This is a genomic window from Lysobacter sp. DMC104 (assembly GCF_056313665.1).
Window position 1 is genome coordinate 227,055 of the sequence record NZ_JBQUZW010000006.1, and the last position, 21,945, is coordinate 248,999.

A 21,945-nucleotide genomic window follows, 5' to 3' on the forward strand; every position below is an offset into this window, starting at 1 on the left:
ACAGCGCGACACCGCGAACATGTCGCTGCTGCAATCCTCCGTTTTCAACGCCTTTCCGTGGCACTCCGTATTCGGAACCATTTCCATTCGGCGGCCTAAGCTAATGGCTGCGGGTTGCCAGTGCAATAGGAGCGGATGTCCGGAAAATGGAATCCGAGCGATCGTCACACTGCCGCAAAAGAACGGCAGGCACCCCTGTTTTTCGTGATGAACCTCCGGATTTCCATTCACGATCGCGACGAATTGCCGAATGCAATCGTTGCCGCCACGACATGCATGCGCAACGCGAGTCGCCTCATCGTGTTCATGAAGATGAGCCTTCGCGAACCCGATGACGCCAGGCATTCATCATCCACCGACCCGCATCGCTCCCGGATGGTTCCCGATGCGGAATGCGCAACACGTCTATCGTGTTTTCCCATCACCGCAAGCGGGACGATCGATGCCCGCGCGCATCATCGGCTTGCGGATCTTCCACACGACGGATGTGAACCGGGCCATCTGGATCGACTGCAGCATCGACGCATCACGCATGACACATCCGCCACCGCGCACAAGAAAAATCCCGGCGGGCGCGAGGCCGACCGGGATTTCGTGTGCACCGCCTGGCAGTCGAATTCAGAACGGAATGTCGTCGTCCGAGAAATCGTCCATCGGCGGCGGGCTGCTCGCCGCCGGCGCCTGGCGCTGACCACCGCCGCCGCCACTACCGTAACCGCCACCGCGCTGGCCGCCGCCGTAGCCGCCGCCACTGCCGCCACCGTATCCACCCCCTTCGCTGCGCTGGGCGCGGGCCGGGCGATCGCCACCGCCGCTGCCGCCTTCGCTGCGACCGCCGAGCATCTGCATCTCGTCTGCGATGATGTCGGTGAAGTAGCGCTCGACGCCGTCCTGACCGGTGTACTTGTCGTAGCGGATCGAGCCTTCGACGTAGACCTGCGAACCCTTGCGCAGGTATTCGCCGGCGATCTCGCCGAGCTTGCCGAAGAACGTCACGCGGTGCCACTCGGTGCGTTCCTGCTGGTTGCCGTCACGGTCCTTGCGGACACTGGTGGTGGCCAGACGCACCTTGGTCACGGCCATGCCGCCCTGGGTGTACTTGGTTTCGGGGTCGTCGCCGAGGTTGCCGACGAGGATGACCTTGTTGATGCCGCGTGCCATGAACGTACCTGCCGTTGTGCCGTGGGTGGCGCAGAACATTGGATTATAAGCCCGGCGTCCCGGAATCGGGACTTCCCGCGGCCGAGGGTCGGGGTTCCCCGACACCGGGCAGGGCCTTCCACGGCGGCGCCTTCTATAATTGCGCGTTCTCCACGTCCGGACCCCCCATGCACGCGACCTCGGCGACCCCTGCGCTCGACCTGCCCGCCATCCAGGCGCTCGCCGCCACCGACATGGCCGCGGTCGACGCCCTGATCCGCCGCCGGCTGGCCTCGGACGTGGTGCTGGTCAACCAGGTCGCCGAGCACCTCGTCGCCGCGGGCGGCAAGCGCCTGCGGCCGATGCTGCTGCTGCTCGCGGCGCGGGCGCTGGGCCACGGCGGACCGGACGCGCACCAGCTCGCGGCGGTGGTCGAGTTCATCCACACCGCCACCCTGCTCCACGACGACGTGGTCGACGAGTCCGACCTGCGCCGCGGCCGCAAGACCGCCAACGCGCTGTTCGGCAATGCCGCCAGCGTGCTGGTCGGCGACTTCCTCTACTCGCGCAGCTTCCAGCTGATGGTCGAACTGGACCGCCTGCCGGTGATGCGCATCCTCGCCGACACCACCAACGCCATCGCCGAGGGCGAGGTGCTGCAGTTGCTGCACGTCCGCAACCCGGACACCGACGAGCCGGCCTACCTGAAGGTGATCGAGCGCAAGACCGCGGTGCTGTTCGCCGCCGCCACGCGGCTGGGCGCGCTGCTCGCGGGCGCCGACGAAGCGACCCAGCAGCGCCTGCACGACTACGGCATGGCCCTGGGCTACGCCTTCCAGATCGCCGACGACGTGCTGGACTACAGCGCCGACGAGGCCGCGCTGGGCAAGCATCTCGGCGACGATCTGGCCGAGGGAAAGGCGACCCTGCCGCTGATCCACGCGATGCTGCATTCCGACGCCGCGACCCGCGACCGCCTGCGTGCGATCGTCGAAGCCGGCGAAGTCGAGGCGATGCCCGAGGTGCTGGCGGCGATCGAGGCCACTGGCGGTCTGGCCTACAGCCGCAAGCGCGCCGACGACTACGCCGACGCCGCCGAGCGCGCGCTCGACGGGCTGGGCGACAACGAGGCGATCGCCGCCCTGCGCGGCCTCGCCCGCTACGCGGTCCGCCGCGACCGCTGACCGCGATGACCTTCCCGGCGGACGAGCGCGCGACGCTGCTGGCGGTCAAGGGCGTGGGCCCGACCGTCGTCGACCGGCTGGAACAGATCGGCATCGACTCGCTCGCCGCGCTGGCGGTGTCGAAGCCGGAGGACATCGTGGCGCAGGTGGCGGCGATGCTCGGCGCGACCTGCTGGAAGAACAGCCCGCAGGCCCGGCGGGCGATCATCGATGCCGTGGCCGCGGCCAGGCGCGCGACCGTGGCCTGACCGCCGTTTCAATGGTTGCTTCACCCGACCGGACGGCCGCGCGGCGGGCACATCGGCCGGCCGCACGCCCGCCCGGGACACGTCACGGGTTGAAACGCTCGTGGAAGAACAGGTTCATCATCGAGAACGCCCGCTTCGCGGCACGCTCGTTGTAGACGCAGCCCGGCGGGTTGTTGGAGCCTTCCAGCGCGAAGCAGTGCACCGCGCCGCTGAGGTTCACGAACTGCCAGTCGGCGTTCGCGGCCTTCATCTCGTTCTCGAACGCCTGGATCTGCTCGGCCGGGACGTAGGTGTCGTCGGCGCCGTTGAGCGCGAGCACGCTGGTCTTCAGCGCGCCGGCTTCCGCAGGCAGCGTGGTGTCGAGCCCGCCGTGGAAGCTGACCACGCCGGCGACATTGGCGCCGCTGCGGGCGAGCTCCAGCACCGTCTTGCCGCCGAAGCAGAAACCGATCGCGCCGATGCGGTCGACGTCGAGCGGCGCGGTCTTCGCCTGCTCGCGCAGGGCGTCGAGCGCGGCCGCGGCGCGCGCGCGCAGGCCCGGGAGGTCCTGGTACAGCTTGGTGACGAGGGCGCGGGCGGCCTTGTCGTCCCTCGGACGCACGCCCTTGCCGTAGACGTCGGCGACCAGCACGACGTAGCCGGCGGACGCGATCTGCTTGGCCTTCTCGACCGACGCCGGGGTCACGCCCTTCCAGTCCGGCACCATCACCAGACCCGGACGCTTGGTGGCGTTGGCGTCGTTGTAGACGACGTAGCCGCTGAAACGCAGCTTGCCCTGCTTCCATTCGACCGGTTTGGCCTGCATGGCGGCGAAGGCCGGCAGCGTCAGCAGCAGCGAGAGGATGAGGGCGGCAACGGGGGCCGCACGACGGAACAAGCGCATGGGACCGTACTCCATGTCAGGGGGAAACCCGTCCAGCCTACCCGGAATCGACGACGGTTTCCCCTGCACGATGCCCGCAATCGAACATCGCCGATCCACGGGGCTCAGGCGATGCCGAGCCCCGGAATGGCGGCGATCGTGTCGGGATCGAACCCGCCCAGCGTCGCGAAATGGCGGCCGCGCTCGGTGTAGTCGCGGTAGGCGCCGAAGCTCGGGGCTCCGGGCGACAGCAGGACGATGCCGTTGCCGACGACGCTGCCGCCGGTGCCCGCGGCGAGCAGGCGCCGGGCGGCGTCCACCGCGGCGGGCAGATCGGTCGCCGCAGCCAATCCGAAGCCGGCCTCGGCCGCGACCGGCGCCAGCAGCGCGTGGATCTTCGGACCGTTCTGGCCCAGCGTCACGACCGCCGCCGGCGGATCGGTGCGCAGGGCGTCGGCGAAATCGCGCCAGTCCAGACCACGGTCGTGGCCGCCGACCAGCACCGCGATGCGCCGCCCGCGGAAGCAGTCCAGCGCGGCCAGCGTCGCGTGCGGCGTGGTGCTGATCGAGTCGTTCACCCAGGTCAGGCCGTCGTGCTCGCCGAGGGTCTGCAGGCGATGCGGCAGCGGCCGGAACGTGGCGGCGTGCGGCGCCAGCGCGACGGCATCCAGCCCCAGCGCCTCGATCGCGGCCAGCACGGCGCAAAGATTGGAGCGGTTGTGGCGGCCCGGCAGCGGTACGTCTGAGGTATCGAACACCGCGACGTCGCCGCGATGCACCACGTCGCCGCGCAGGTGCCAGCCATCGGGGCGACCGACGTAGCGGACCTCGCTGTCCGGCAGCGGCAGCGCGGCCAGCGTGCGGTCCTCGCCGTTGAGGATGGCGATGCGCGGCGTGGCCACGGTGAACAGTGCCAGCTTGTCGGCGATGTAGCGCGCCTCGCTGCCGTGCCAGTCCAGATGCTCGGGAAAGAGGTTGGTCGCGACCGCGATCTCCGGCCGCACGCCCGACAGCGCCACGTCGCGGGTCTGGTAGCTCGACAGCTCGATCGCCCAGAATTCCGGCGGATCATCGATGTCCAGCAGTTCCAGCATCGGCAGGCCGATGTTGCCGCACAGCGCGGTGCGATGCCCACCGGCGCGCAGCAGGTGCGCCAGCAGCGCGGTGGTCGTGCTCTTGCCCTTGGTGCCGGTGACGCAGAGCGTGCGCGCTTCGGGATGTTCGGCGAACCACAGCGCGGTGCCGCCGGCGAACAGCGTGCCGCGCGCCGCGGCGTCCGCGGCCTCGGGGCCGTACGGACTGATGCCGGGCGACTTGATCACCACCTGGAAGCGCGACAGGCGATCGGCATCGACCGTCGTCTCGATCGACAGCAGTGGATCGGCCAACGCCTGCGCGTCGGCGGCTTCGGCTTCGCTGCAGAACAACGTCAGCGGCTGCGACGGCAACCGGCGGCGCAGCGCGCGCCACGCGGCGCGGCCCTCGCGGCCCCAGCCCCACAGCGCGACGCTGCGGCCGGCGAGGCCCACGATGCCGCCGCGGACGGCCTCAGGCGACGAACCGGGCACGCAGCCGCTCCCACAGCGCCGCGGGGACGCGGTGTTCGTCGTCCAGCGCCAGCAGCGGTTCGATCGCGAGGTCGCCATCGACCAGTTGCGGCCGGATCTCGCGCGCGAAGCGCTCGACGATCTCGTCCTCGCGCCAGTCCGGGCGCTCGGCCAGCGCGGCCATCGCCGCGCGCGACTCGCGGCCCTCGCCCACGCACTCGAACGGCTTGTGGTCGCGGAATTCCAGCAGCGCGTCGTAGCCCGGGATCTGGCCGGCGTCGTCCAGCAGGTTGCGGCCGAAGATCGCGACCAGCCGCGGCTTCGGCATGAACGGCGCCAGCGCCAGGAACACGAAATGGCACTTCGGGCAGACGCCGCACCAGCGGCTGGCCGGACGCTCGCCGAGGATGTGGAAGTTGCGGTTGCAGCTGGAGAAATGCGCGTCGTAGCGATCGGTCTTCGCGAACTGGCGCGCGACCGCGAGCTCGCTCAGCGGGCGCAGCAGCGAGTAGTAGTGCAGGTCCGCGGCGACGTGGCGATGCACGTGGTCGCCGAAGTCGCGCTCGAACGCCCAGCCCTTCGACCACTGGTGGTTCACCTCGCCGGTGCCCTCGATGAGGCTGCCGTAGCTGGCCGAGCGTTCGTTGGAGAACACCACCTGGTCGGCGCCCAGCAGCACCGCAGCGAAGACGAGAATCGCCGAGTTCACCGCGGTCACCGGGATGTGGCCGTTCCACGCGCCCTGGCGGTTGTATTCGAACAGTTCCGGCGCGAGCTGGCGGCCGAGATTGAGCGTCGGCAGGCCGGTGCGCTCGGCGCAGGCCTTGATCAGCTGCGACCCGCCGATCCACGTCACCGTCTGCTCGACGCCGGCGTCGCGCAGCGCCTCGATGCTGACCAGCGAATCCTTGCCGCCGCCGATCGCGACCAGCGCGTGTTCGCGCAGGCCGAGCGCGGGCGCGGCAGACACGGCCGTGTCCGTCGCCGGGAAGCGGATGCGGCCGTGCAGGTCGAGACCGTTGCGGTAGGCGAATTCGCCGAGGCCGTGCAGGTAGATCGAATCGAGCAGCGCGGCGGTGTCGGAGTCGACGGCGTAACCGTCGATGCGGATCTCCGGCGGCACCGCGGCCTTGTAGTAGCTCACGCCGGCGATCAGGTGCAACAGGCGCAGCGCACGTTCGGCCGCGACGGCGCGATCGCCGTCCAGCGCGAACGGCGCGCCCGGCACGGTCACGGTTTCGACCAGTTCGGGGCCGTCGTCGAAGGCGTAGACGAGCTGCGCGACGCCGGTCTGCGCGTCGAAGCCGCAGCGGACGAAACGGAAGGCGCGAATGTCGTCGCGTTTGAATTCGGGACTCACGGGGACACTCCACGGGCGAGCGCGGGCGACCAGCGCTTGCGGACGAAACGAACGATGATGCATTCCACGAGGAGGGCCGGAACGCCGGTGACAATGAAGCCAACCGCCGACACCATCACGCCGACACCCAGAGTCAGCCATGCGAGTTCGAGGAAACCGAACGCAGCATAGGCACGGCCGATGTTGCTCGTCAGCAACATTTGAGCTGAAAAGCCCAGACCAACCGCGATCTGCGCGGAAATCACGATGTAACCGGACAAGGTCAATGCATCCATGCGCCACCAGCCCGGCTTACGTGTCCACAGCATGGCAGCGACGACGGCGGCGAAGATCGCGGGAACGACGACGATCATCTGTATCGTCGCAAAATCAGGCGGTCCATTACGGCCCACCTTCAATATCCACAACAGACTGCTGGCAGCCGTGGCGATGCACCAGGCCGCGATCGCATTGAGCAGCACCAGCACGGCTCGACCGCTCACCCCACCACCTCTTCCACCGGCAGCGACCGCAGGTTGTAGGTGCTGGCCATCGACATGCCGTAGGCGCCGGCGTCGGCGATCAGCACGACGTCGCCTTCCTGCGTGGCGGCCGGCAGCATGCGCGCGCGGCCGAACACGTCGCTGCTCTCGCACACCGGGCCGACGACGTCGAACGGCAGCACCGCGTCGTCGTCGAGGCGCGACAGGTTGCGGATCGCGTGGAAGGCGTCGTACATCGCCGGCCGCACCAGCGCGTTCATGCCGGCGTCCAGGCCGATGCGGCGCACGCCGTCCTTCTCGACCACCTGCGTGACCCGCGCCAGCAGCACGCCGGCCTCGGCGACGAGATAGCGGCCCGGCTCGATCGCCAGCGCGAAACGCGGATACGCGGCCTTGATCCCGGCCAGACCTTCCGCGAGGGCGTCGACGTCGAACGGGCGCGCGTCGGGCGTGTACGGCACCGGCAGGCCGCCGCCGATGTCGATGGTCTCGACCGTGCCGATCTGCTCGGCCAGCGCGGCGAGGTCGGCGTAGACCTCGCGCCAGTGGGCGACGTTCTCGATGCCGCTGCCGAGGTGTGCGTGCAGCGCGACGACGCGGGCGCCGAGCTTGCGCGCGGCATCGACGAAGGCGCCGGCGCGGGCGATCGGCAGGCCGAACTTGGCGTCGCTGCCGCCGGTGCGGACCTTCTCGTGGTGGCCGTCGCCGCGGCCGAGATCCAGCCGCAGCCACAGCGCGCGGTCGCGGAAGACGTCGGGCCAGCGCTCCAGCGCTTCGACGCTGTCGACGGTGACGTTCGCGCCCAGCGCGAGTGCGGCGACGTATTCCGCACGCGGCGCGAAGCTGGGCGTGAACAGCACGCGCGCCGGATCGAGGCCCGGCAGCGTCTCGAACACGTGTTCAACCTCCGCCAGCGACACGCACTCGAAGCCGAAGCCTTCGGCCGCCAGCGCGTGCAGGATCACCGGGTGCGGATTGGCCTTCAGCGCGTAGAAACGGCGGTCGATCGCGGCGACGCCGCGCAGCGCGCGAGCGCGGGCGCGCACGGTCGCGAGGTCGTACACGTAGGTGGGCGTGCCCTGCCCCGCGCGCGCGACAAGCGCGGCCGCCTGCACCTGCCACCACGGCGCCGGGCGCTCGGGCCTGCCGTGCGCGATCTCGGTCCAGCTCGGGCCGAACACCGCCGCGTCCTGCACCGGCATCGCGCCGCTGCGGATCAGTTCGCCGTGCAGTTGCGGCAGCAGGCCGTCGGCGTCGGCCTCGTCGACCACGAAGGTCAGGTTGAGGTCGTTCGACGACTGCGAGATCAGGTGCACGCGCTCCTTGCCGAAGGTCGCCCACACGTCCGACAGCTTGTGCAGCAGCGAGCGCATGCCGCGGCCGACCAGCGTGATCGCCGCGCACGGCGCGATCACCTTCACCCGGCAGATCTCGGCGAGATCCGCCGACAGGCGATTCAGCACGTCGCTGCTGACCAGATTTTCGCTGGGGTCCAGCGACACCGTCACGTTGGTTTCCGACGAGCCGATCAGGTCGATCGACAGGCCGTGGCGCTTGTAGCGCTCGAACACGTCGGCGAGGAAGCCGACCTGCTGCCACATGCCGATCGATTCCATCGACACCAGCACGATGCCGTTGCGGCGGCTGATCGCCTTCACGCCTGGCACGGTGGCGACGCTGGCGTCGATGCGCGTGCCCGGCAGGTCCGGGCGTTCGGTGTCGAGGATCGCCATCGGCACGCCGGCGTCGCGGCACGGCGCGATCGAGCGCGGATGCAGCACCTTGGCGCCGGTGGTCGCGATTTCCTGCGCTTCGGCGTAGTCGAGACGGCTGAGCAGGCGCGCGTCGGGCACTTCGCGCGGGTTCGCGCTGAACATGCCGGGCACGTCGGTCCAGATCTCGACCCGCTTCGCCTTCAGCAGCGCGCCGAAGTACGCGGCCGAGGTATCCGAACCGCCACGACCGAGGATGGCGGTGCCGCCGTCGGCGTGGCGGGCGATGAAGCCCTGCGAGATCAGCAGTCGCGTGGGCTGCGTGGCGAAGCGCTCGCGGAACGCGGCGTCGCCCTGGTAGCGGCAGTTCACCGACAGCCGCTGCGCCCAGTCGCTGGCGTTCGGCAGCGAAACCGCGTCGAGCCAGCCGCGCGCATCGCACCACCCGATGTCGTGGCCCTGCGCATGCAGGTAGGCCGCACCGATCGTCGACGACAGCAATTCGCCCTGCGCCAGCACTTCGGCCTGCCAGTCCAGCGGACGGGTCGCCGCACGCGGATCGTCGCCGAGGCCACGCAGCGCGGCGAGGCGTTCGCCCAGCACGACGTCGGCGTCGAGATCGAGGTCGGCACAGAACGCGCGATGGCGTTCCACCAGCGCGGCGATGCGCTCGGCGATGCCGTTGCCGTCGGCAATGGCGGTGAGTTCGTTGGTCACGCCCGACAGCGCCGAGACCACCACCAGCACGCGCACGCCTTCGTCGTCGGCCCGTTTTTTCGCCAGGCGCCCGATGGTGTCCCAGCGGTGGCGGCGCGACACCGAGGTGCCGCCGAACTTGAGCACGACCCAGGCGGGGCCGGCGGAATGCGTATCGGGCATCGGAAGGGGGCGGATAGACTGAGGGGGGCCGGCACGTGGCCGGACCCCAATTCTATGCGAACCGGACCGCCCGCCATGAGGTCGTTGCGCTATCTGCAGATGGACGTGTTCGCCGATCGCCCCGGCGCCGGCAACCCGCTGGGCGCGGTGCTGGACGGCGACCGCTTCGACCCGGCCCGGATGCAGGCCTTCGCCGCCTGGACCAACCTGTCCGAGACCATCTTCCTGCTGCCGCCCACGCAGCCCGGCGCCGACTACCGCGTCCGCATCTTCACGCCGTGCTCGGAACTGCCGTTCGCCGGCCACCCCAGCGTGGGCGCGGCGTGGGCGGTGCTCGACGCCGGCCTGGTGCCCGCCGGTCGCGCGACGCTGGTGCAGGAATGCGCCGCCGGCCTGCTGCCGGTACGGGTGGAGGTCGACGGTGACACTCGCCGCACGCATGTCCGCGCCCCGCGCGCCCGGCCAGTCGACGAGGCTGTGCCGATCGAACTGCTCGCCGCTGCAGTCAACGGCATGAAGCGCGGCGGGCTTGAGCCCGCCCTATGGCGCAACGGTCCGCGCTGGTGGCTGGTGGCGCTGGCCGATGCCGCGTCGGTGCGCACGCTGGCGCCGGAGCTGCCCGCCGTCGCCGCGCTGTGCCGGGCGACCGGCGCGACCGGGCTGGCGGTGCATGCGCCGGAATCCCGCGACGGCCACGACCTCGTCGTCCGCGCCTTCTGCCCGGCCGACGGCATCCCCGAGGACCCGGTCACCGGCAGCGCGCAGGCCGCCATCGCCGCGCAACTGGCCGCCGCCGGCCGCCTGCCCGGGCACGGCGGCCGCTACGTCGGCAGCCAGGGCCACGAACTGGGCCGCGACGGCCGGGTGTCGGTCGAAGTGGATGCCGACGGCGAGGTCTGGATCGGCGGCGCCACGCAGCCGATCATCCGCGGGACGGTCGATTGGTGACCCGCGCAGCGAAAGGACGCTTCCGATGACGATCTACGCCCTGCAATACGAACTCCGCCCGGCGCCACACAGCGAGGACTTCGCGACCGTCGGCGGCGCGATCGCGAATTCCTTCGTGCGCGCGGACACGCCCGAGGCCGCGCACGCGGCCGCCATGGCCTATTTCCGCGACCAGGCCTGGGAACTGGTGGAGGTGGAACATCCGCCGCAGCCGGTCGACCGCGCGCGCTGCGAGGACGACCCGGAATTCCTCGACGCCTTCGACGAGGCCGAGGCGCACGGCGAATGCCACCTGCTCCACCTGTGGCCGCCCGAGGACCGCGACGGCGCGCCGCTGCACTGACCACCCCGGCCCGGCGCTGATAAGCTGCCCCGCCCCGCAGAATACCAAGCCCATGACCGCACGCCGCTATGTCCAGGTCGACGTCTTCGCCGACCGCCCCGGCGCCGGCAATCCGCTCGCCGTGGTCCTCGACGCCGACGGCCTGAGCGATGCGCAGATGCAGGCCATCGCGAAGTGGACCCGGCTGCCCGAGACCACCTTCGTGCTGCCGGCCACCGACGCCGACACCAGCTACCGCATCCGCATGTTCAGCCCGCGCCGCGAAGTGCCGTTCGCCGGCCATCCCAGCGTCGGCACCGCGCACGCCATGCTCGAAGCCGGCCTCGCCGTGCCGAAGGACGGCCTGCTGGTGCAGCACGGGATCGCCGGCAAGCTGCCGCTGCGCGTGACCGGCACCGGCGCGACCCGCACGATCGCGGTGCGCACCCCGCGCGCGACCGTGCGCGAGATCACCACCGCCGACGACCCGCGCCTGCGCGACGTGCTGGCCACGTTGCCGCCGGGCGCACTGCCGCCGGTGCTGATGGACGGCGGCCGCCGCTGGTGGATCGCCGAGCTCGCCGACGAAGCGACGCTGCGCGCGGCCACGCCGCCGTGGCCGGCGATCGGCACGCTGGCCGAATCCACCGACAGCATGGGCCTGTGCGTGTTCGCGCGCAGCACCGATCCGGTCTACTACCTCGCGGTCCGCGCCTGGGTCGGCGCGCCGGCGCAGTTCGAAGACGCCGCCTCAGGCGCCGCCAACGCCACCCTCGCCGCCTGGCTGGCCTCGCAGGACGCGCTACCCGGCGACAGCGGCTTCTACCGCATCAGCCAGGGCCGCGAAGTCGGCCATGACGCGATCATCGAACTCACCGTCGACGCCGAAGGCGACGTGTGGTCCGGCGGACGCGTGTGTTCGGTGGTGCGCGGGGAACTGGACTGGCGTTGAGCGAAAGCCTTCTGCATCGCCAGAACCTCGACGCCCGCTGCGACTTTCCACTGTCATCCCGAACGCGGGCGCAGCCCGCGGAGGGACCTGCTTTTTGTCGTCATCCCGGCGAATGCCGGGACCCGGCTTTCATGAGAAGCAGGGCTTTCGCGCCATGCGGAGGGCGCACTCCATGCCCATGTCGTTGACGCTTCGCAACGCCACGCTCGAAGACGCGGACGCCATCAGCCGGCTGGTGGTCGGCCTGGCGCATCACTTCCTCGAAGATCCCGACGCCGAAGCGGCACAGCCGTTCCTCGCGACGCTGACGCCGGCGGCGACCGCACAGCGGATCGCGTCGCCGGATTTCCTTCATTGCGTCGCGGAAGACGACAGCGGCCTGTGCGGCGTCATCGCGCTGCGCGGCGGCTCGCACGTCTACCATCTCTTCGTGCGATCGGACCGGCACCGGCGCGGCATCGCGGGCGCCCTGTGGCGGCACGCGAAGGCGCTGTCGGGCCATGACACGTTCACGGTGCGGTCCTCGCTGTACGCGGAACCGGTCTACGCACGGCTGGGGTTCGTCCGCGAGGCGCCGCCGCGCACCGACAACGGCGTCACTTACGTCGTGATGCGCCACGGCGGCGGCTGAGCCTCGGCCTGTCGTCGCGCTGCCTCACGCGGACGTCGGGAACGCGCGGCGGAACGCCTCGAAGATGGCAAGGTCGCGCGAACCATCCAGCACGGAAAAGCGGATCGTCTCGAACCGCCCGTGCCACGCGCCGTGCAGCAGGTGGTCGGCGAAGGCAGCCGCAACCATCGCGGGATCGTTGCGGAAGACACCACAGCCCCACGCGCCCAGCACCAACCACCGGTAACCGTGTTCCGCCGCGACCGCCAGCACGCCCTCGATGCGGCGGTGGAAGGTTGCGGCGATGCGCGGCGATTCCTCGGGCCGGTTCAGCGCGATGGCGCCCGCATTCGGCGCGGCGCAGGTCAGGAATCCGGCGAGCCGCGGCGCGTCGAGCAGCATGCCGTCGTCGTCACGAAACACCGGGCAATCGGGCGAAACGATGATCGCATCGCTGTAGAGCAGCGACGACGATGCGCGATGGTCGTCGTAGAACGCCTCGCAGCGCGACAGTGAGGCGTAGAGCGCAGAACTGCGCGCGAGCGACTCCTCCTGCGCCTGACTGCCGCCGAGGAATCCGCCGCCCGGATGCTTCGCCGACGCAAAATTCAGGACGGCGACCGGCGCCTCGTCCTGCGCCAGCAGCGCGGCGAAGCCGGCGAGCGTGGTTTCGTTCACGACGTCGATCCGCGTGGCATACGTCCCTGCCGCGCCGCGCTGCGTTTCGATGATGCGACCGACGGCCTCGGCATCGAGATGCCGCGTGCGTTCGAGGCAGCGCGCGAGCGACGCCGACAGATCGACCTGCTCACCTTTCGGCGCGACATAGCCGCCGTCGTCGACGATGCGCAACGTGTCGCGCGCGATGCGTTCGCGCGCCGTGCGGTTCGCGGTCACGGCGTCCCGAACCGCCCCAGCGGCGCGCCTGCCAGCAGATGCAGGTGGATCTGGAACACGGTCTGGCCGCCGTGGTCGTTGCAGTTCATGACGATGCGGTAGCCATCGTCGGCGAAGCCCTGTTCCTTCGCGTAGCGGGCCGCGGCGACGGCGAGGCGGCCGACCAGTTCGGCCTGGTCCGGCTGCACGTCGTTGAGCGTCGGGATCGTCTCTTTCGGCACGAACAGCACGTGGATCGGCGCCTGCGGCGCGATGTCGCGGAACGCGATGACGTGGTCGTCCTCGAACACGATGGTCGCGGGGATCTCGCGGCGGATGATCTTGTGGAAGATGGTGTCGGACATGGGCGCCTCCTGTGCGTGGACCGATTGTACGGACGGCGGGCACTGGCCCGCCATGTCGGATGTTCCATGGCATCGCATGCGACGCGAAGCGGCTTCGATCATCGTCCGCAACGATCGGAAACACCGCGACGGCGGGCCGGGGCCCGCCCTACGCGGGCATTTCGCTGCGGCTGCCGAACGCATGCGACAGCGTGCCGCGATCGACGTATTCCAGTTCGCCGCCGAGCGGCACGCCGTGCGCCAGCCGCGTCGGCTTCACGCCGTGCTGGCGCGCGAGCTGGGCGAGGTAGTGCGCGGTGGCTTCGCCCTCGACGGTCGGGTTGGTGGCGATCACCAGTTCCTGCACCTCGCCCTCGGCGAGGCGCGCAGCGAAGGCATCGAGGCCCAGCTCGCGCGGGCCGATGCCGTCGAGCGGGCTCAGCCGTCCTTGCAGCACGAAGTAGAAACCTCGGTAGCCGGTGGCCTGCTCGATCACCAGCCGGTCCGCCGGCGATTCCACGACGCACAGCAGGTGCGCATCGCGCGCACTGCTGGCGCAGGTCGCGCACACCGGCGTCTCGCTGAAATCGCGGCAGCGCTCGCAGTGGCCGATGCGCTCCACCGCGTTCGCCAGCGCATCGGCGAGGCGCTGCCCACCCTCGCGATCGCGCTCCAGCACGTGGTAGGCCATCCGCTGCGCGGTCTTCTGGCCGACCCCGGGCAGGATGCGGAAGGCGTCGATGAGGTGTTCGAGCAAGGAAGCGGTCATCGCATCACGCGGGTAGAGCGGGCTTCAGCCCGCTGTTCTTTGCTGGAATTTTCCGTGAAAGCAGCGGGCTGAAGCCCGCTCTACCAAAACCGATGGGAGGGATCAGAACATCCCCGGCAGCTTCATCCCCGGCGGGATGGGCATGCCGGCGGTGGCGGTGGACATCTTCGCCTGCGATTCGGCGTTGATCTTGCCCACCGCGTCGTTGATGGCGGCAACGACCAGGTCTTCGGTCATTTCGACGTCGGACAGCACGCTCGGATCGATGCGCACCTTGCGGCACTCCATCTTGCCGCTGAGGGTGACGCTGACCAGGCCGTTGCCGGCGCTGCCGGTGGCCTCGATCTTCGCGACTTCTTCCTGGGCGCGCTGCAGGTTTTCCTGCATCTTCTGCGCCTGTTGCATGAGTTGGGCGATGTTTCCGCGCATGGGGCTCTCTGGTTCAATCTTCGAAGGGACGGATGGAATCGGGCACGAGCTTCGCGCCCTGCTGCTGCATCAGGCGCTGCACGTCGGGGTGGCCGAGGAAGGCGTCCTCGGCGGCCGCCTGACGGGCGTCGCGCTGGCGTTCGTTGCGCTGGTGCAGGGTCTCGACGTGCGCGGCGCGCCCGGTCTCGAACTTCAGCTGCACCGGCCCGCCGAGCTGCGCCGACAGCGCATCGGTCAGGGCCTTGATCAGGGACGGGCTGCGCAGGTGATCGTCGTCCTCGGACAGCGACAGGCGCAGGACGCCGTCCGCATGGGCGAGGAAGGCGGCGTGCGCGGCCAGCTCGCGCACCGGACCACGCAAGTCGGAGCGGGCGACGAGGTCGAGCCAGCGATCGTTGTCGATCTCGCCAATGGATGCGGCGACCGGCGCGGCGGCCGGACTCGGCGGCTGCACCGGCGGCGGCGCGCTGACCTCGATCTGCGGCGGCCGCGACGGCGGCGGCTCGGCAACCCGGCGTTCCTGCGTGACCGGATTTTCCATCGCCGCGGGCGGCAACGGCCGGGCGGCCTGCGGCGCCGGCTTCGCGGCCGCGCTTTCGAGCGCGGCGCGGGCAGCCTCGGGCCCGCGGGCGGACGCAGCGGCCGGGCGTTCGAGCTGCGCGGCGCCGGCATCGGCCGGGCGGAACGCCAGCATCCGCAGCGCGGTCATCTCGAAGCCGGCACGCGGACTGGGCGCGTAGCCGAGGTCGCGACGACCCTGCAGCGCCATCTGGTACCACAACTGCACGACTTCCGGCCGCAGCTGCGCGGCAATCGCGTCGATGTCGACGCCGTCGGTCTCGACCTCGGCGCCGGGCACCAACTGCCGCACCTGGATCCGGTGCAGCGCCTCGGCCAGCGCGTCGAGCACGCCGCTCCAGTCGGGCGAGAAATCGGCCAGCGCGGCGATCTCGTCGAGCAGCGCCTGGCCCTCGCCCGCCGCCAGCGCGGCCAGCACGGCGCCGACGCGGGTGCGATCGACCGTGCCGAGCATGGTGGCAACGCCGGCGTCGGTCAGCGTCGCGGCCTCGTGCCCCTCGTCCGCGGCGCAAGCGCCGGTGTAGGCGATCGCCTGGTCCAGCAGCGACAGGCCGTCGCGCAGGCTGCCGTCGGCCGACTTCGCGAGCTGGCGGATGGCGCCCGGCTCGGCCGGGATGCCCTCGGCGGCCAGGATCTTCGTCATCTGGCCCTGGATCTGGCCTTCCTCCAGCCGCTTCAGGTTGAACTGGAGGCAGCGCGACAGCACCGTCACCGGCAGCTTCTGCGGGTCGGTGGTGGCGAGCAGGAACTTCACATGCCCCGGCGGCTCCTCCAGCGTCTTCAGCAGCGCGTTGAAGGCCGACTTCGACAGCATGTGCACTTCGTCGATCAGGTAGACCTTCACCCGGCCGCGCGAGGGCATGTACTGGGCGTTGTCGATCACCTCGCGGACGTCGTCCACGCCGGTGTTGGAGGCCGCGTCGATCTCCAGCAGGTCGATGAACCTGCCGGCGTCGATGTCGCGGCAGGCGTTGCACTCGCCGCAGGGCTCGGCCGAGGTCCCGCGCTCGCAGTTCAGCGACTTGGCGAAGATGCGGGCGATGGTGGTCTTGCCCACCCCGCGGGTGCCGGTGAACAGGAAGGCGTGGTGGACCCGGCCGGTGTCGAGGGCGTTGCTGAGCGCGCGGACCACGTGCTCCTGCCCGACGAGTTCGGCGAAACGCCGGGGGCGCCACTTGCGGGCGAGGACGAGATAGGACATCCCGCCATTCTGCCACGCGCACCGCCCCGACCGGACCCGCCGCGGGCCGTCCTTGTCCGACCCGGGGCGGCCCGGTAGAATGCGCGGTCCCGAGGGGCGGCCGGACGCCGCACCGAAGGCATCTCCGGAGAGGTGTCCGAGTGGTTGAAGGAGCACGCCTGGAAAGTGTGTAAGCGTCTAAACCGCGCTTCGGGGGTTCGAATCCCCCTCTCTCCGCCAGCATTGCATAAGCCCCTGTTTCTGCAGGGGCTTTTTTGTTGGCGGAGAAATCGCGGGCATGGCACAAGCCATGGCACATTCCGATGGCTTTTCCGCACTACCTCACACAGTCGGCTTCTGGCCTCTACGTCTTCCGCATGCGCGTCCCTGCCGATCTGCGGGGCATCGTTGGTCGCGATTTCATCAAGCGGGGCTTGGGCCACAACCTGCTGAGCGCGCGCCTGGCCGCGCTCGACTTGTCGGGCCGCTATGCTGCGGCTTTCGATGTCATCCGGGGGCGTGGCTTGGAGAAGAAGATAAACGTGGCCGAGGTGCTGGCCAACATCGCCGAGAACGGCAAACGGGACTACACGATCATCCGGCCTGACGGGCTCCGCATTGAAGCCCGCGATCCCGCCGACCACGCCCGAGCCATGGAGGCGCTGGAAGCTATCGGCCGCTTCGACATGGCGGCGCGACCCGTGGCCCCGCCAACCGCTCCTGCCTCCGTAGTCGCCGAGGCCATTACCTTGGGCAAGGCGCGCGACGCCTGGCTCAAGAGCCTGGCGGCCACCACCGACCCCAAGACGCTGGCCATCAAGGGCACGGCCATAAACGGGCTGGTGGATTTCATGGGCGCCAATTGCCTGGTGCATACCATCGGCCGGCCCGACCTTGCGCGCTTCTACCAACACCTGCGGGATCGCGGGAACAGCACGCCGGCCATCTACAACAAGCAATCGTATTTGGGCGGCAAGGGCAGCTTCTTCGATTGGGCGATCAACTCCGGCCACTACCCTGCCGGAGACAACCCGGCCAAGGGCCACGTTCGCTATACGGAGAAGGAGAAGCGCCAGCGCAAGAAGCACGGGTTCAAAGCCTTCGACCTCGAACAAGTGCGCGTGCTCTACGCCCCCGAGCATTTTTCCCGCCTGTCCCCTGGTGCCCGCTGGGCTGCCCTGCTGGGCCTCTACACCGGCGCTCGCGCCAGCGAAGTCGGGCAACTCCACACCGTGGACGTGAGCGAGGTGGACAGCGTGCCCGCCATCCGGATCAACGACGAAGGCGAAGGCCAGAAGCTGAAAACCGAGGTGTCCAACCGGGTCGTTCCCATCCACCCCGATCTGGTTTCCCTGGGGTTCCTGGACTATGTGGACGGCCTGCGGACCAGCGGCGACTGGCGGCTTTTCCCGCAGGCCTCAAATACCGCGAAGAACGGCGCGGGGAATTGGATCAGTAAGGCGTTCAGCTACTACCTAGGCAACCTGTCCGAGGGCTGGCCGCATGCCAAGCGCGGCTTCCACAGCTTGCGCAAAACCGTCATCCAGCAAATGCAGGCTGCAGGCGTGGCGTCCGAAATGCGGGCACAGATCGTTGGCCACGAACTGGACGACGAACACCACGCGACTTACAGCCGAGACTTCAACGCCGCCGAAAAGCTCCACGGCGCTGGCAAATCCCCCGGCTTGTCCGTGCTCGCCTACGGGCTGGACTTGGATGCCCTGCGCCCATTGCTGACTGAACAGGTCAAGCGACGGATGCCAAGGCGCAAATAGCAGATCAAGCGCGGGCACTTCCGGCCGTGCGCGCGGCTTCACGCGCTTCCAGATGTTCAATCCCCTTCTGGCGCAGCGCTTCCCGCTTGTTCGGTTCTTTCGCCAGGTGTTCGGCCATCACCAGCAAGGCGCCGACAAGTTCCGCCGGATCCCACTCGTCCACCCCGGCGGCGATGGTAAGGCCACCCAAGATAATTTTCCGGTGGGCATCCGCACTGCGGAACAATGCGGCGCGCTCTTTCGCTTTCGCCTTGGCGGCCTCACGTTGCTGCTTGCGTTGCTCGGCGCGTTCGGCAAGAAGCAATTTGGCTTGCTCCTTTGCCATCACTGTCATCATGCGCTCGATCTTCTCGCGCTGCGCTGTTGCGTTAATCGCCATGTCATTGCTCGTTGCTTACCTACAACGATCCAACCATGCACGTGGGAAGAGTCAAGACCCCAACTTGACTAAGGCGCGAAGCGCATGAGGCGAAGCCTACAACCGTCGGCGAGCGCAGCGAGCCGAACCGCCGGACGGCGAAGCCGGCCGATGCTTTTGCAGTTAGCTTTTTGCTGCATTTGACAGCGCAGACGTGCATGGCACCTTGAGTATGGGGGGCACGCGAGCGACAGCGAGCGCCCCGGTTCTAGCGCGGTTTGATGAGGGTGCGAAAGCGCCCGAAGAGAACAGCAATAGCGCACTTAGAGTAATCCCTTCGGGATTACGTGCGGTCAGGGGCTTCGCCCCCGACACCCCGGCGCGCTTCGCACGCCTGTCCCCCATTGCTCGCCCCCCAGGGGGCTGCGCTCGGAGGCATGTTGGCGATTTACCACCTCACCGTGAAGGCATATTCTCGCAAGGATGGTCACTCATCCACGGCGGGCGCTGCCTATCGCGCTGGGGTGTGCATTGAAGACGCCTTGACCGGAGAAGTTCATGACTACACGCGCCGGCACGGCGTGGCCTTCTCCGCCCTCTGCCTCCCTGGCGACCAGACCGCAGATCGGGCCGAGTTCTGGAACCGAGTGGAAGCGCACCACAAGCGCGGCGACGCCATCACCTGCCGGGAGGTGGTGGTGGCCTTGCCCGCTGAACTCGATGGCAATGCCCGCCAGGATCTGGCGCTTGCGTTCGCGAAGCGCTTGGCCGACACCTACGGCGTGGCAGCAGACCTAGCTATCCACGAGCCCAGCAAAGGCGGCGACGCACGCAACCACCACGCGCACATCCTATTAAGCGCCTGCGGCGTTTCCCGAGATGGCACGCTGGGAAAAAAAACGGAGGCCTTGGACCCTATTGCTTGCAAGCGTGCCAAGCGTCCAACACTTGCCGACACGCAGCGGGAACATTGGGCGGGTTTGATGAACGCCGCCCTGGCTCGAGCCGGTCTAGCCGAGCGCGTGGACCATCGCCGGCTGGACGAGCAGAAAGACGAAGCATTGGAACGCGGCGATTTCGGCACGGTGGCCCAACTGGACCGTGCGCCGACACGGCACGAAGGCAAAGCAGTCACCCAAGCCCGCCGCCGCGGCGAGCGGCTGCCGAGGGCAAAACGGAACGACAGACTAAAGAAAGCGGGCGAGTGCCGCTTCAACAAACACACCCGCAGGTTTGAAGACCTCAAGGCTAAGGCAGCCGCGGACGGCCGCTTGCAGCTGGTGGATGAGCAAGCCCTACACGCGCGCGCCTTGCTGGAGCGACGCGAGGAAGGCACCCAGCGGTTGCGAACTGCGGCTATGGCCCATGTCGCCCCTAACACCCCCACGCCAAAGGCCGCCATCCAGGCGCGTGCGAACAAGTCGCACAAGGCCGGGGCGTCCAGGCCCCGACAAGCCCCCGTTGGGGGCAGTCAGCAGGGAAAGGTGTCGGCCGCCGTTGAGCGGGTGGCGAGAAGTAGAGACCGGGTCCAGGTGGAGAGCGTAGTTATGCAAGAGGCAGCAAAGCAGCTTGAGGCGCTAATTGAAGAAATGCTGGCCCGCGCCAGGCGAGCCCTCCAGCAGCCGGAAGCAACCCCATGGCAGCGTGCCACCGCCCGGGGTCTGCTCGAAACCCACGACGCAGCACGCCAGGCGCGCGAGGCGTGGCGCCGAACAGTCGAGCAGCGCAAGCACGCGGGGGAAACGGTTCGCCGGGCCCGTGCGGACCGGGGCCACCACGGGCCGCCGGCAGACGACGCTTTCAGCCGAATGCGCAGAGCTCTGGGCCGCCCCACCGCGCACGACCGCAAGGCGTTGGACGCCGCTGAAGCCGTGAAGCGGGCGAAGGCTGCCGAAGCGAAGGCCAAGGAAGATCGCGACGCAGCAAGCCGGCAGCGTCAGCAAGCAGAAGCCAGCGCCGAGAAGGCACGCGCGCAGTTCGCTGAAGCGTTCGGCCTGCCAGTGCCTCGCTTCGAGGCGAAGCCCCAACAGGAGCCCGAACACGTAGCTCCGCACCAACCAGTTCCGTCACCAAGTCCGGAACTAGGGCAGGCACCAGAGCCACCGCGCCGCTTGCGCCGGCGGCTCTAGGATTTCCCGACCAGGGCCACCAGACGCTCGACGGCTTTAGCGCGGTCATCGGGCGTCATCTGGGCCAGGGCCAGAACGGCGATCGCCGTGTCCTCATCGGCTGCGACGAGGTAGGCCATCGGCACGCCCAGCGCCTCGGCCAGCTTCCCCAATCCGTCCAGATCAATGCCGCGTGTCTCGTTCTCGTATCGGTTTACCCGATTGGCGGCCACGTGCTTTTCAAGCCCCATAAGCAACCCTAGCGCCCGCTGGCTCGGCACGCCGCGCAATTCCCGCGCCTGTTTCAGGCGGGCCGCAAAGAGGCTGCGAGGGGACGGTGGGACCTTGGGCACATGAACGGCCGGATAAGACAGTGACCCAGAGCATGACGACAAGGCTCCCTTTGAGGTAGTTTCTACCTTAAAGGTAGCACCTTCGCTGCCATCTTGGGGGATCAATGAAACTCAGCCGTCTCGTCCTGATTACCGCCGTCACTGTCGTGGGCCTGTCCGCCTGCGGCAGCAACCAGCCTTCCGAGCGAGAGGCAAAGGCCGCGATAGCCGCGACCTTTACTCAAGCGTCCAATGGCGCCATGGAGGTCAAGGACTTCCAGGACTTCAAGCTCAACGGGTGCCGCGACGCAGAGCCGGCCGATGGCGTCATCTGCGACCTGGGTGGGGCCGTTGTCGTGAGTTACGGGGGCACGGAACAGGTTCGCCCGTTCGTTGCACCGGTCCGCTTCAGCAAAGCTTCCGGCATTTGGACCGCGAACAAGCCCTGACCCTGACCCTATGAACTCTTACGCAAACGTGGGTTGCGCCTCCGTCATCCTCGGGGGCGCTGGGGTTGTCTTCATCGGCGGTGGCTTCGAGGCCATCCAGAACGGGGCTCCATTGGGATGGCTGGGCGTGTTGGGTGGCCTGGGCCTATGGCTGCTGCTGGCCTTCCTTTACTGGGTCACTTGGCGGGCCAACCGCCGACGCGCCTGGCTTGCGCGTCAGCCCTACTCGCACTTCGCCGAACAAGGATTGAAGCGCGGTGGCTTCTGGCGTGGCTTCCTGTGGACCTGGGCAGCGGTCATCTCCATTCATGCGCTGGTGTTCCTCGTCAGTGGGTTTGCCGGACTGCTGCCCCACCCCGAACAGGTGCGCGCGTTGATGGCCCTGGCCGGGTTGGCGCTGGTGCCTGCGCATGTGGTGTTGCCCGTCCTGGGCGGCGCCGTCTACAGCCTCATGCGCTCGACTTCGGTCCGCTGACGCCATGCGGTCACGGGGAGGGGGT

General features: G+C 69.0%; 23 protein-coding genes and 1 tRNA gene. 11 read left to right on the top strand and 13 right to left on the bottom strand.

Features of this window, described 5'->3' with window-relative positions; genetic code table 11:
- Nucleotides 1-618 precede the first annotated feature (618 nt).
- Nucleotides 619-1,161 carry a single-stranded DNA-binding protein gene (ssb, locus tag ACT53R_RS10085; protein WP_476171740.1) on the bottom strand — a complete coding sequence of 181 codons (543 nt, stop codon included), beginning with the start codon at nucleotides 1,159-1,161 and terminating at the stop codon, nucleotides 619-621.
- Nucleotides 1,162-1,328: 167 nt separating this feature from the next.
- Here ssb and ACT53R_RS10090 point away from each other — a divergent pair, with 167 nt between their 5' ends.
- A complete protein-coding gene (locus tag ACT53R_RS10090) occupies nucleotides 1,329-2,324 on the top strand; it encodes a polyprenyl synthetase family protein (protein ID WP_476171741.1) in 996 nt (331 codons plus the stop codon).
- 5 nt (nucleotides 2,325-2,329) lie between these two features.
- Nucleotides 2,330-2,572, top strand: a complete 243-nt coding sequence (locus ACT53R_RS10095) for a DUF4332 domain-containing protein (protein ID WP_476171742.1) — start codon at nucleotides 2,330-2,332, stop codon at nucleotides 2,570-2,572.
- An 82-nt stretch (nucleotides 2,573-2,654) separates the two neighbouring features.
- On the opposite strand, the gene ACT53R_RS10100 is transcribed toward ACT53R_RS10095, so the two are convergent.
- The 5 genes from ACT53R_RS10100 to ACT53R_RS10120 form a co-directional block, all read right to left on the bottom strand.
- Complete coding sequence (locus ACT53R_RS10100) at nucleotides 2,655-3,455, bottom strand: dienelactone hydrolase family protein (protein WP_476171743.1); 801 nt, start codon at nucleotides 3,453-3,455, stop codon at nucleotides 2,655-2,657.
- A 104-nt stretch (nucleotides 3,456-3,559) separates the two neighbouring features.
- Entirely contained in the window at nucleotides 3,560-5,002 is a 1,443-nt protein-coding gene (gene murD, locus ACT53R_RS10105; protein WP_476171744.1) for a UDP-N-acetylmuramoyl-L-alanine--D-glutamate ligase, read from the bottom strand.
- Nucleotides 4,983-6,341, bottom strand: a complete 1,359-nt coding sequence (murL, locus tag ACT53R_RS10110) for a UDP-N-acetyl-alpha-D-muramoyl-L-alanyl-L-glutamate epimerase (protein ID WP_476171745.1) — start codon at nucleotides 6,339-6,341, stop codon at nucleotides 4,983-4,985. The genes murD and murL overlap by 20 nt, the downstream gene beginning before the upstream one ends.
- Nucleotides 6,338-6,808 carry a hypothetical protein gene (locus ACT53R_RS10115; protein WP_476171746.1) on the bottom strand — a complete coding sequence of 157 codons (471 nt, stop codon included), beginning with the start codon at nucleotides 6,806-6,808 and terminating at the stop codon, nucleotides 6,338-6,340. Before ACT53R_RS10115 ends, murL begins: the two co-directional genes overlap by 4 nt.
- A gap of 11 nt (nucleotides 6,809-6,819) precedes the next feature.
- Complete coding sequence (locus tag ACT53R_RS10120) at nucleotides 6,820-9,414, bottom strand: bifunctional aspartate kinase/diaminopimelate decarboxylase (RefSeq protein ID WP_476171747.1); 2,595 nt, start codon at nucleotides 9,412-9,414, stop codon at nucleotides 6,820-6,822.
- A 75-nt stretch (nucleotides 9,415-9,489) separates the two neighbouring features.
- Between ACT53R_RS10120 and ACT53R_RS10125 the strand changes: the two genes are divergently transcribed.
- The 4 genes from ACT53R_RS10125 to ACT53R_RS10140 all read left to right on the top strand — a co-directional run bounded on the left by ACT53R_RS10125 (nucleotide 9,490) and on the right by ACT53R_RS10140 (nucleotide 12,267).
- Entirely contained in the window at nucleotides 9,490-10,362 is an 873-nt protein-coding gene (locus ACT53R_RS10125) for a PhzF family phenazine biosynthesis protein (protein WP_476171748.1), read from the top strand.
- A 25-nt stretch (nucleotides 10,363-10,387) separates the two neighbouring features.
- Nucleotides 10,388-10,705 (top strand): hypothetical protein, encoded by a 318-nt coding sequence (locus ACT53R_RS10130; protein ID WP_476171749.1) that lies wholly within the window; start codon nucleotides 10,388-10,390, stop codon nucleotides 10,703-10,705.
- Between the two features lie 52 nt (nucleotides 10,706-10,757).
- Nucleotides 10,758-11,636, top strand: a complete 879-nt coding sequence (locus ACT53R_RS10135) for a PhzF family phenazine biosynthesis protein (protein WP_476171750.1) — start codon at nucleotides 10,758-10,760, stop codon at nucleotides 11,634-11,636.
- Between the two features lie 172 nt (nucleotides 11,637-11,808).
- A complete protein-coding gene (locus tag ACT53R_RS10140) occupies nucleotides 11,809-12,267 on the top strand; it encodes a GNAT family N-acetyltransferase (protein WP_476171751.1) in 459 nt (152 codons plus the stop codon).
- A gap of 24 nt (nucleotides 12,268-12,291) precedes the next feature.
- Here ACT53R_RS10140 and ACT53R_RS10145 read toward each other — a convergent pair whose 3' ends face one another.
- The 5 genes from ACT53R_RS10145 to dnaX all read right to left on the bottom strand — a co-directional run bounded on the left by ACT53R_RS10145 (nucleotide 12,292) and on the right by dnaX (nucleotide 16,444).
- On the bottom strand, nucleotides 12,292-13,143 hold the full coding sequence (locus ACT53R_RS10145; protein WP_476171752.1) for a TIGR02452 family protein: 852 nt from the start codon (nucleotides 13,141-13,143) through the stop codon (nucleotides 12,292-12,294).
- The gene (locus ACT53R_RS10150) at nucleotides 13,140-13,487 is read right to left on the bottom strand and encodes a histidine triad nucleotide-binding protein (RefSeq protein WP_476171753.1); all 348 of its coding nucleotides are present in this window, start codon (nucleotides 13,485-13,487) and stop codon (nucleotides 13,140-13,142) included. The genes ACT53R_RS10145 and ACT53R_RS10150 overlap by 4 nt, the downstream gene beginning before the upstream one ends.
- A 148-nt stretch (nucleotides 13,488-13,635) precedes the next feature.
- Nucleotides 13,636-14,235 carry a recombination mediator RecR gene (gene recR / locus ACT53R_RS10155; RefSeq protein ID WP_476171754.1) on the bottom strand — a complete coding sequence of 200 codons (600 nt, stop codon included), beginning with the start codon at nucleotides 14,233-14,235 and terminating at the stop codon, nucleotides 13,636-13,638.
- Between the two features lie 102 nt (nucleotides 14,236-14,337).
- The gene (locus tag ACT53R_RS10160; protein ID WP_476171755.1) at nucleotides 14,338-14,664 is read right to left on the bottom strand and encodes a YbaB/EbfC family nucleoid-associated protein; all 327 of its coding nucleotides are present in this window, start codon (nucleotides 14,662-14,664) and stop codon (nucleotides 14,338-14,340) included.
- A 13-nt stretch (nucleotides 14,665-14,677) separates the two neighbouring features.
- Entirely contained in the window at nucleotides 14,678-16,444 is a 1,767-nt protein-coding gene (gene dnaX / locus ACT53R_RS10165; RefSeq protein WP_476171756.1) for a DNA polymerase III subunit gamma/tau, read from the bottom strand.
- Nucleotides 16,445-16,570: 126 nt separating this feature from the next.
- Between dnaX and ACT53R_RS10170 the strand changes: the two genes are divergently transcribed.
- Both ACT53R_RS10170 and ACT53R_RS10175 read left to right on the top strand, forming a co-directional pair.
- Nucleotides 16,571-16,663, top strand: a tRNA-Ser gene (locus ACT53R_RS10170).
- Between the two features lie 83 nt (nucleotides 16,664-16,746).
- Nucleotides 16,747-18,198, top strand: coding sequence for a DUF6538 domain-containing protein (locus ACT53R_RS10175; protein ID WP_476171757.1), 1,452 nt, complete (start codon nucleotides 16,747-16,749; stop codon nucleotides 18,196-18,198).
- 4 nt (nucleotides 18,199-18,202) lie between these two features.
- On the opposite strand, the gene ACT53R_RS10180 is transcribed toward ACT53R_RS10175, so the two are convergent.
- A complete protein-coding gene (locus ACT53R_RS10180; RefSeq protein WP_476171758.1) occupies nucleotides 18,203-18,577 on the bottom strand; it encodes a conjugal transfer protein TraD in 375 nt (124 codons plus the stop codon).
- Nucleotides 18,578-18,993: 416 nt separating this feature from the next.
- Here ACT53R_RS10180 and ACT53R_RS10185 point away from each other — a divergent pair, with 416 nt between their 5' ends.
- On the top strand, nucleotides 18,994-20,685 hold the full coding sequence (locus tag ACT53R_RS10185; protein WP_476171759.1) for a MobA/MobL family protein: 1,692 nt from the start codon (nucleotides 18,994-18,996) through the stop codon (nucleotides 20,683-20,685).
- On the opposite strand, the gene ACT53R_RS10190 is transcribed toward ACT53R_RS10185, so the two are convergent.
- The gene (locus tag ACT53R_RS10190; RefSeq protein ID WP_476171767.1) at nucleotides 20,682-20,972 is read right to left on the bottom strand and encodes a helix-turn-helix domain-containing protein; all 291 of its coding nucleotides are present in this window, start codon (nucleotides 20,970-20,972) and stop codon (nucleotides 20,682-20,684) included. The two genes, ACT53R_RS10185 and ACT53R_RS10190, sit on opposite strands and share 4 nt — an antisense overlap.
- Before the next feature lie 149 nt (nucleotides 20,973-21,121).
- Here ACT53R_RS10190 and ACT53R_RS10195 point away from each other — a divergent pair, with 149 nt between their 5' ends.
- Together ACT53R_RS10195 and ACT53R_RS10200 are read left to right on the top strand one after the other, a co-directional pair.
- Nucleotides 21,122-21,445, top strand: coding sequence for a hypothetical protein (locus tag ACT53R_RS10195; protein WP_476171760.1), 324 nt, complete (start codon nucleotides 21,122-21,124; stop codon nucleotides 21,443-21,445).
- 10 nt (nucleotides 21,446-21,455) lie between these two features.
- Nucleotides 21,456-21,920: a hypothetical protein gene (locus tag ACT53R_RS10200; RefSeq protein ID WP_476171761.1), complete on the top strand. Its 465-nt coding sequence runs from the start codon at nucleotides 21,456-21,458 to the stop codon at nucleotides 21,918-21,920.
- The last annotated feature ends 25 nt before the right edge of the window (nucleotides 21,921-21,945 follow it).

Excerpts from the sequence above, each read along its gene's own strand:
- ssb (WP_476171740.1), bottom strand. The coding sequence starts at position 1,161 with ATGGCACGCGGCATCAACAAGGTCATCCTCGTCGGCAACCTCGGCGAC.
- ACT53R_RS10090 (WP_476171741.1), top strand. The coding sequence starts at position 1,329 with ATGCACGCGACCTCGGCGACCCCTGCGCTCGACCTGCCCGCCATCCAG.
- ACT53R_RS10095 (WP_476171742.1), top strand. The coding sequence starts at position 2,330 with ATGACCTTCCCGGCGGACGAGCGCGCGACGCTGCTGGCGGTCAAGGGC.
- ACT53R_RS10100 (WP_476171743.1), bottom strand. The coding sequence starts at position 3,455 with ATGCGCTTGTTCCGTCGTGCGGCCCCCGTTGCCGCCCTCATCCTCTCG.
- ACT53R_RS10120 (WP_476171747.1), bottom strand. The coding sequence starts at position 9,414 with ATGCCCGATACGCATTCCGCCGGCCCCGCCTGGGTCGTGCTCAAGTTC.
- ACT53R_RS10125 (WP_476171748.1), top strand. The coding sequence starts at position 9,490 with ATGAGGTCGTTGCGCTATCTGCAGATGGACGTGTTCGCCGATCGCCCC.
- ACT53R_RS10130 (WP_476171749.1), top strand. The coding sequence starts at position 10,388 with ATGACGATCTACGCCCTGCAATACGAACTCCGCCCGGCGCCACACAGC.
- ACT53R_RS10135 (WP_476171750.1), top strand. The coding sequence starts at position 10,758 with ATGACCGCACGCCGCTATGTCCAGGTCGACGTCTTCGCCGACCGCCCC.
- ACT53R_RS10140 (WP_476171751.1), top strand. The coding sequence starts at position 11,809 with ATGCCCATGTCGTTGACGCTTCGCAACGCCACGCTCGAAGACGCGGAC.
- ACT53R_RS10150 (WP_476171753.1), bottom strand. The coding sequence starts at position 13,487 with ATGTCCGACACCATCTTCCACAAGATCATCCGCCGCGAGATCCCCGCG.
- recR (WP_476171754.1), bottom strand. The coding sequence starts at position 14,235 with ATGACCGCTTCCTTGCTCGAACACCTCATCGACGCCTTCCGCATCCTG.
- ACT53R_RS10160 (WP_476171755.1), bottom strand. The coding sequence starts at position 14,664 with ATGCGCGGAAACATCGCCCAACTCATGCAACAGGCGCAGAAGATGCAG.
- dnaX (WP_476171756.1), bottom strand. The coding sequence starts at position 16,444 with ATGTCCTATCTCGTCCTCGCCCGCAAGTGGCGCCCCCGGCGTTTCGCC.
- ACT53R_RS10175 (WP_476171757.1), top strand. The coding sequence starts at position 16,747 with ATGGCTTTTCCGCACTACCTCACACAGTCGGCTTCTGGCCTCTACGTC.
- ACT53R_RS10180 (WP_476171758.1), bottom strand. The coding sequence starts at position 18,577 with ATGGCGATTAACGCAACAGCGCAGCGCGAGAAGATCGAGCGCATGATG.
- ACT53R_RS10185 (WP_476171759.1), top strand. The coding sequence starts at position 18,994 with ATGTTGGCGATTTACCACCTCACCGTGAAGGCATATTCTCGCAAGGAT.
- ACT53R_RS10195 (WP_476171760.1), top strand. The coding sequence starts at position 21,122 with ATGAAACTCAGCCGTCTCGTCCTGATTACCGCCGTCACTGTCGTGGGC.
- ACT53R_RS10200 (WP_476171761.1), top strand. The coding sequence starts at position 21,456 with ATGAACTCTTACGCAAACGTGGGTTGCGCCTCCGTCATCCTCGGGGGC.